This window comes from Actinomadura sp. 7K534 (genome assembly GCF_004348575.1).
Lineage (GTDB): Bacteria > Actinomycetota > Actinomycetes > Streptosporangiales > Streptosporangiaceae > Spirillospora > Spirillospora livida.
In genome coordinates, this window is record NZ_SMKB01000304.1 from 1 (window position 1) to 7,527 (window position 7,527).

At 75.7% G+C, this 7,527-nt stretch carries 6 protein-coding genes and 2 pseudogenes; 5 read left to right on the forward strand and 3 right to left on the reverse strand.

The window, feature by feature from the left end; translation table 11 throughout:
• On the reverse strand, positions 1-977 hold a 977-nt coding region (locus E1266_RS33520; protein ID WP_132054009.1), incomplete at its 3' end, for an Rv2578c family radical SAM protein.
• Positions 978-1,212: 235 nt separating this feature from the next.
• Here E1266_RS33520 and E1266_RS33525 point away from each other — a divergent pair.
• From E1266_RS33525 to E1266_RS33545, 5 genes and pseudogenes are all read left to right on the forward strand, one after another.
• Positions 1,213-2,766, forward strand: coding sequence for a family 10 glycosylhydrolase (locus E1266_RS33525; protein ID WP_243719212.1), 1,554 nt, complete (start codon positions 1,213-1,215; stop codon positions 2,764-2,766).
• A gap of 53 nt (positions 2,767-2,819) precedes the next feature.
• Positions 2,820-3,017, forward strand: coding sequence for a DUF3040 domain-containing protein (locus tag E1266_RS33530; RefSeq protein ID WP_132054013.1), 198 nt, complete (start codon positions 2,820-2,822; stop codon positions 3,015-3,017).
• A gap of 498 nt (positions 3,018-3,515) precedes the next feature.
• Positions 3,516-4,127 (forward strand): ATP-binding protein, encoded by a 612-nt coding sequence (locus E1266_RS33535; protein ID WP_132054015.1) that lies wholly within the window; start codon positions 3,516-3,518, stop codon positions 4,125-4,127.
• A 158-nt stretch (positions 4,128-4,285) separates the two neighbouring features.
• A complete protein-coding gene (locus tag E1266_RS33540) occupies positions 4,286-4,705 on the forward strand; it encodes a DUF6069 family protein (RefSeq protein ID WP_132054017.1) in 420 nt (139 codons plus the stop codon).
• 30 nt (positions 4,706-4,735) lie between these two features.
• Positions 4,736-4,981 (forward strand): annotated as a pseudogene (locus tag E1266_RS33545) (dihydrofolate reductase family protein); the annotation flags it as partial.
• Positions 4,982-5,020: 39 nt separating this feature from the next.
• On the opposite strand, the gene E1266_RS39035 reads toward E1266_RS33545, so the two are convergent.
• Both E1266_RS39035 and E1266_RS33555 read right to left on the reverse strand, forming a co-directional pair.
• Positions 5,021-6,151, reverse strand: a complete 1,131-nt coding sequence (locus E1266_RS39035; protein WP_207946074.1) for a WYL domain-containing protein — start codon at positions 6,149-6,151, stop codon at positions 5,021-5,023.
• Positions 6,152-6,266: 115 nt separating this feature from the next.
• A pseudogene (locus E1266_RS33555) lies at positions 6,267-7,527 on the reverse strand (hypothetical protein); the annotation flags it as partial.

Sequence of the window (7,527 nt, forward strand, 5' to 3'; positions counted from 1 at the left end):
GGCCGGTGGCGGGCGCGGCCGGTGATGCCGTACTCGGCGGCCAGGTCGCGTACGCGCTGGGAGACGGCGTCCTGGTACTCCCTGGGCGCGTACGCGCCGCCCCGGTACAGCCGCGCGTAGGGGACGACCAGGCCGGGGTGGTGCTCGCGCAGCCACGCCAGGAACCATTCGCGGGCGCCCGGCCGCAGGTGCAGCGTGATCGCCGACACCGACGTGGCGCCGGCGTCGGCGATCCGCCGGACCGCGGCGTCGAGCTGGGCGGGGGAGTCCGACAGGTAGGGGATGACCGGGCCCATCAGCACCCCGCAGCCGATACCCGCCTCGTTCAGCGCCGCCACCACCTCCAGGCGGCTGCGGGGCGGCGGGGCGCCCGGCTCCACCAGCCGCGCCAGGTCCCGGTCGACCGAGCCGACCGACACCGCCGCGCTCACCGCCGTGCGCTCGGCGGCCTCCCGCAGCAGCGGCAGGTCCCGCAGGATCAGGGTGCCCTTGGTCAGGACCGAGAACGGGTTGCCCGCGTCGCGCAGCGCCGCCAGGATCCCCGGCATCAGCCGGTAGCGGCCCTCGGCGCGCTGGTAGCAGTCCACATTGGTGCCCATCGCGATGTGCTCGCCCCGCCACCGCGGCGCCGCCAGCTCCGCGCGGAGCCGCTCGGCCGCGTTGACCTTCACCACGATCCGCGAGTCGAAGTCCGCCCCCGCATCCAAGTCAAGATACTCGTGCGTTTTCCGGGCGAAACAGTAATTGCAGGCATGGCTGCACCCTCTGTAGGGGTTGATCGTCCAGCGGAACGGCACCCGGGACGCCTCCGGGACCCTGTTGATGATCGTCCGGGCGTGGACCTCGTAGAACGTCATGCCGCGGAACTCGGGCGTGCCGAACGTGCGCGCGACCGCGCGCCGCTCGATCAGCGGCGCCGCCGGCGGCGCCGCGCCGGGCGGGACGCCGCCGTCCAGCCGCAGATGGTCCCACCGCACACGCGGCCCCTCTCGAACATGGGAGCGAGAAACGTCCGGCCAGTATGGAACGTGTGTTCGAAGATCGCAACGCGGGACGACGCGAAAAGGGGACGATTGGGGATGATGTGGGCATTGGGCCCAGGGGGGCGGGCGGGGAGGCGTTCCGTACGCAGCATCGCTCCGCGTGGGTAACAATGGGCGCGCTATGTGGCGATCCAAGATCCGAGCGGTTACGGCGGCACTCACGGCGGCGATGGCGGCCGGGGCGCTCGCCGGCTGCGGCATCCCCGTATTCGGCGGCACCGACGAGCGCGGCGGCGACGGCCGCGCGCCCGTCCCGGCCGGCGCGCGCGCCGAGTGCGCCGACGTCCCCGCGCCCGGCGACTCCAAGGAGCGCGAGCTGCGCGCCATGTGGATCGCCACCGTCGGCAACATCGACTGGCCCAAGGACCCCCGCGCGTCCGCGGCGGAGCAGAAGAAGCAGTTCACCCGGCTCCTGGACACCGCCCGGCAGATGAACATGAACGCGGTGTTCGTCCAGATCCGCCCCAACTCCGACGCGTTCTACGACTCGCCGATCGAGCCGTGGTCCACCTGGATCACCGGGACGCAGGGCAAGGACCCCGGCTACGACGTCCTGGAGTTCATGCTCGAGGAGGCCCACGCCCGCAACCTGGAGTTCCACGCCTGGTTCAACCCCTACCGCATCGCCCGCCACACCGACCTGGACAAGCTGGACGCCAAGAGCCCCGCCCGCAAGAACCCCGGCTGGGTCCGCGAGTACGGCGGCGGCATGTGGTACGACCCGGGCATCCCGCAGGTGCGGGAACTGGCCACCAAGGCCGTCATGGACGTCGTCGGCAAGTACGACATCGACGCCGTCCACTTCGACGACTACTTCTACCCCTACCCCGAGGGCGGCGAGTTCTCCGACCAGGCCACCTACAAGGCCCACGGCGGCGGGATGGACAAGGGCGACTGGCGGCGCCGCAACGTCGACCTGCTCATCGAGGACCTGTCCCGCAAGATCCACGACGCCAAGCCGTGGGTGCAGTTCGGCATCAGCCCGTTCGGGGTGTGGCGCAACAAGAACAGCGACCCCGCCGGATCCGACACCCGCGCGCTGCAGAGCTACGACGACATCTACGCCGACACCCGCAAGTGGATCAAGAAGGGGTGGGTCGACTACATCACCCCGCAGCTGTACTGGCCGATCGGCGACCCCCGCGCCGACTACGCCGAGCTCGTCGCGTGGTGGGCCGAGCAGGTCGAGGGCACCGACGTGCAGCTGACGATCGGGCAGGGCGCCTACCGCGTCGGCGCCGACGCCGCCTGGAAGGACCCCGCCGAGCTGTCGCGGCACCTCACCCTCAACGACAAGTACCCGCAGGTCCGCGGCGACGTGTACTTCAGCGCCACCGACATCACCGAGAACCGCCGCGGGTTCGCCGAGCGGCTCCGCGACGACCACTACCGCCGCCCTGCCCTGCGGCCCGCCGCCGCCGGCGGCGACGCGCCCCAGCCCGTCCAGGAGACCGCCGCCGAACCCCACGACGACGGCGTCAAGGTCACCTGGCGGCCCTCGCGCGACGCCGCGACCTACGCCGTCTACCGCGCCGACGGCGAGCGCCCCGGCTGCGCCCCCGTCGACCCCGGGCACCTCATCGCCGACGTCCGCGGCGGCGGCATCATCGACCCCGGCGCCGAGCCCGGCCGCACCTACACCTACTACGTCACCGCGCTGGACCGCCGCCACCACCAGAGCGCCCCCGCGCGAGGCGTGACGGTCACCGCCCCGAAGGGATAATGATCATGCTCCGGGGGGAGGAAGAAGACACCTGACCCCCCGGAGGTATGAGCATGGCGCTGTCGATGGAGGAGCAGCGGATCCTCACCCAGATCGAGGTCCGCCTGAGCGAGGACGACCCGCGGCTGGCCCATCGCCTCGCACGGCTCGGCGCACCCCGCCGCCGTGCCCGCACCGTCGTCCTCGCCGCGGCCGCCGTCATCATCGTCCTCGCCGCGGTCGGCGCCGCCGTCGCGGCCGCCGCCCTATGACCCCCCGCCCCGACCCTCACGCCACGCCCTAGACACAGCCCCGAACACAGCGCCGTCCGAGCGCCGGCCCCGCGGCCGGAGACACGAACGCCGAGCCCCCGGCGAGTTGCGATACTCGCCGGGGGCTCGGCGTTCAAGCCGGTGTGGTGGTCGCCTCACGGCGAAAGGCACAACGAAGCTCCAGCCCGGACCGCATGGGACCGGCGGTATTCCCCGAAGGCATCAGGTAGAGCCCGGGGGACACATGCCACACCGACCCGTCCACTGTAACGGCTCCCGGGCGGTGCCTCCTCCACCGCACCCCCCGGCGCGCCGATCACCTCACCCGCGGGTGAGGGTTCCCTTCGCCCGTGCACCGCCCCCGCGGGCGATGCGTCCCTGAATGTAAGCGAACGCGGGAATCGGGGGACCGCGGCCGCCGGCCAGGGGACCGCCGGCGCGGCCGCACCGCCACCGGCCCCGCCGACGGACGGCCGGCACAGGTGAGGAGACGCGCACGTGAACACCACGGGGACCGGGACAACGCGGAAGGGGACGCAGGCGGCCGCGCAGCCCGCCCGCGACCGAGCCGCGGGCCAGACCGACGACGAGCCGGGCGGCGGACACGGCGACAACGCGGGCAACGGCTCGGGCGGCGGCGTCCAGGGGAACGACGCGCGCGGAGCCCTTGACGCCGGCGCGGGGACCGGCGCACCACAGGAGGCGGACACGGCGGCAGCGAACACGGCGGCATGGGACCTGCCCGCCGGGCCGCGGGCCCCCGCCGCCGCACGCGCCCTCACCGCGCGGGCGCTGCGCGGCTGGCGCGTCACCGACCCCGGCGACATCGGCGACGTCGTCCTGATGGTCGGGGAACTGGTCACCAACGCCGTCGTGCACGGCACCGGACCCGTCCGCCTCACGCTGCGCCTGGACGGCCGCGACCTGCGCGCCGAGATCGGCGACACCGCCCCCGCCCTGCCCGCCGCGCCCGCGCCGCCGGCCGTGCCGGACTGGTCCGAGGCCGGGCGCGGGCTGCTGCTCGTCGCCGCCCTGGCCACCGACCACGGCGCCCGCCCCGAGGAGACCGGCAAGACCGTCTGGTTCACCCGCCTGCTCAACCCGTCCTGACCGCGCCCCCGTCCCGCTCCGCCCCCGGGCATCGCCTCGCGACCGCGCCGGGGGCTCGGTTCAGATTCTTTGCCGCGGGGTGTCGGATGGCGCCGGGTCCGTTCGTGGCCATGGTGAGAGACCGGCAACGGGCCGGTCGCCGCACATCGGAGACCACGATGCCCATCACCACCACCGCTCCGGCGAAGTCCGCCACCACCGCTCCCGCGCTGCCGCTGATCATCGGCGGTCTGACCGCCGCGGGCGCCGCCGCCGCGGCGACCGCGGCCGTCGCCGTGGCCGGTGAGTCCGCCGGGATCAGCCTGGCCGTCGGCGGCAAGGCGATTCCGGTGGCCGGGTTCGCCGTGCTGACCGCGGTCTTCTCCGTGGTGGGCCTGGCGCTGGCCCTGGTCCTGGCCCGCACGGCACGCCGCCCGCGCCGCGCGTTCGTCCGCACCACGATCGCGCTCACCGCGTTGTCGCTGGTGCCGGACGTGCTCGCGGACGCGTCCGCGAGCACGAGGGGGCTGCTGATGCTGACGCACGCGGTCGCCGCCGTGATCGTGGTTCCGGTCATCGCACGCCGCCTGCCCGCCTGATTCCGGGGAGCCGTCACCGCCGACGTCGTCGCCCGGCTCAAGCGGGAGTCCGACGTGCCGCTGCGCTCGCACGGCAGCCTGTCGCTGAACCGGGCGCTGATGGCCGCCGGACTGGTCGACCGCGTCCAGGTGACGCTCTTCCCCGTCATCGCCGGCCGCACCGGGGCGGACCCGGTGTTCGAAGACGCGCCCGACTTCGACCTCGAACTGCTCGAAAGCCGGACACTCGACGGCCGCACCCAAGAGCTCGTCTACCGGCCCGCCCTGCACGGCTGAGCCCGGTCACGCCCGGTACGCGGTGTGCCTCCGGCGCCGTCAGGCCTGCAGGGGGCAGCGGTCCACGACCCACACGTCCTCGTCGTCGCCCGACGGCGCCGGCGGCGGCTCGTCGGACAGCCGGTCCAGATGCCACTCGATGTGCGCCAGCGGCCCCCGCCACCCCGCCAGCAGATCCGCCAGCGGACGCGGCGGGCCCGGCGCGCCGAAGGGCCGCGGATCGGGCAGCTCGGCCTCCCACAGCGCGTCGTCGCAGCCCGCCGCCCAGTGCCCCGCCGCCTCCAGCACCTCCTGCAGGTCCCGCGCCAGATCCGCCAGCGACCGCAGCGCCATCGCGTCCTGGATCATCCGCTCCCGCGCGTCGTAGGGCATCTCCCGGCCGAACCCCGCCGGGAACCGCGGGCGGCGCCCGTCCAGGACGGGCTCCTCGCCGGTCGCGGCCGCCCGGACCGCCGCGACCTGCCACCGCGTCCACTCCGCCAGATGGCCCAGGACCGCGCGCAGCGCCGCCGCGCCGCCGCCACCGCCCGGCGCCGCGGGACGGACCTCCGCCGCCGCGTCCCGCAGCCGCGACCGCACGAACTCCAGCCGGTCCAGCGTCCACGCCCGCGCCCGCGCCGCGCCCGCCGGGCCCCGCGGCTCCGGCCCCGGCGCAGGGCGCGGCATCGGCACCCGCAGCGCCGCCAGCAGCTCGTCCAGGTCGCGGACCTCCGCGCCCCGCCCCGACAGGTACGCCGCGCCGATCCTGTCCAGCCGGAACATCCGCGGCCCGTCCCGCATCCGGCACCACCCCACCAGGTACTCGGCGTAGGGGGCGACGACCAGGCCGTGCGCCTCCACGTCGCGGAAGCTGCGCGCCCCCGCCTGGTCGGTGTAGGCCAGCCGGACCACCCGCCGGGTCCGGACCGCCTCGGCCAGCGTGTCGCGCACCGGGCCCGTCAGCGACCCCGCCTCGCTCAGCGGCTCGGGCTCCGCCGCCCCCGGCAGCGAGTACCCGCGGCCCTTCGCATGCCGCACCGGCAGCCCGCCGTGCGTCAGCAGCTCCAGGTCGCGGCGGACGGTCCGCTCGCTGACCCGCAGCCGCCCCGCCAGGACGGCCGGATCCACCGGCTCGGGGGAGGCCGCGCGCAGCTCCGCGATGAGCGCCAGCAGCCGGTCGACGCGATCCACGAACCCATCGTGACCCCCCGCACCCACAATCCGCCGCCCCGAGGGGGCCCAGATCCCCTCAGGGCAAGGCGAATCGGGCCACCGCGGCACCCCCGCACCGCCCGGGCGGGATGGGTCAGCGGCCCGACAGCTCCGCCGCCAGCCCCTCGAAGTCGGCCGCCGTCAGCGACAGCGCACCGCCGATCGCCCGCGTCTCCTCCGCGCTGCCCAGATGCCGCGTCACCGCCCGGTCCAGGTAGGCCTCCACCAGCCGTGCGCCGGTCAGCCGCCCCCGCGGGCGCAGCTCCGCCACATCGCGGTCCACCACCGCCCGCGCGTCCGGCCGCAGCCGCAGCCGCCGCTCCTCGGCCAGCAGCCCCACCAGCGCCGCGCGCGCCTCCGGGGCGTTCAGATCCGGCAGCCGCACCGCCCGCAGGTCCGTCACCAGCTCCGGCGACGCAGCCGACAGCTCACCGACCCGGTCCGGCTCGCACGTCGCCAGCAGCGCGGTGTCGTTGACGCCCTCCAGCCGCGTCCGGTAGAGCACCGACGCGTACGCCGGGCCCTGCGACTCGTCCAGGATCAGCGAGTCCAGGCCGTCCAGGAGCAGGACGTGGCCCGCGTGCTCGTCCAGCACCGCGCGCAGCCCGTCGGGGCCGTGCTCGCGCAGGTCCTCGGCGTGCGCGGCGCGGACCTCGCCGCTGGACGCCTCCACCTCCGCCAGCGCCGCCGCGACCATCCGCGCCAGCCGCCGCTGCCCGCTGGACGGCGCCCCGATCAGCAGCAGCGCCGGCGCCGACGCGCTCGACACCTCCTGGCCCCGCAGCCGCCGCGCCCACTTGCCGCGCCGCCGCACCTCGGTCACCACCCGCTCGATGTCGTCGGCGCCGCACAGGAACCGCGTCCCGTACGCCTCGGCGATCTGCGGGCCGTGCTCGGGGACGGGCGCCGGCGGCATCGGCGGCGGCGGCTCGGGCACCGGCACCGGAGGCGGCGGCAGATCCGCCTGCGGCTCGGCCGCCGGAACCGGCGACGGCGCCGGGGGAGGGGGCTCGGGCGGTGCCGCCTGCGAGTCCGCGCCGGGCCACGCCGGGCCCGGGTCGAGCTGGGTCCTGAACGCGTCGGTGTCCAGCTGCGTCGCCTGCTCCGCTGCGGGCGGCGAGGCGGGAGCCGGGGCGGGCGGTGCGAACGGCGGCGGGGAGTCCGCCGTCGTCGCGTCCGCGGTGGTCGCGTCCGGCGGCGGCCAACTCGCCGCGGGCGGCTCCGGCGCCGGCGGCGGGACCGGCGGCGGCCCCGGCCGCTCAGGTGCGGGCTGCTCCGTCCCGGCGGGCGGCGCCGGAGACTGTGCCTGGAAGGGCGGCGGAGAAACCGGCGGAGACACGGGCGGAGATACGGGC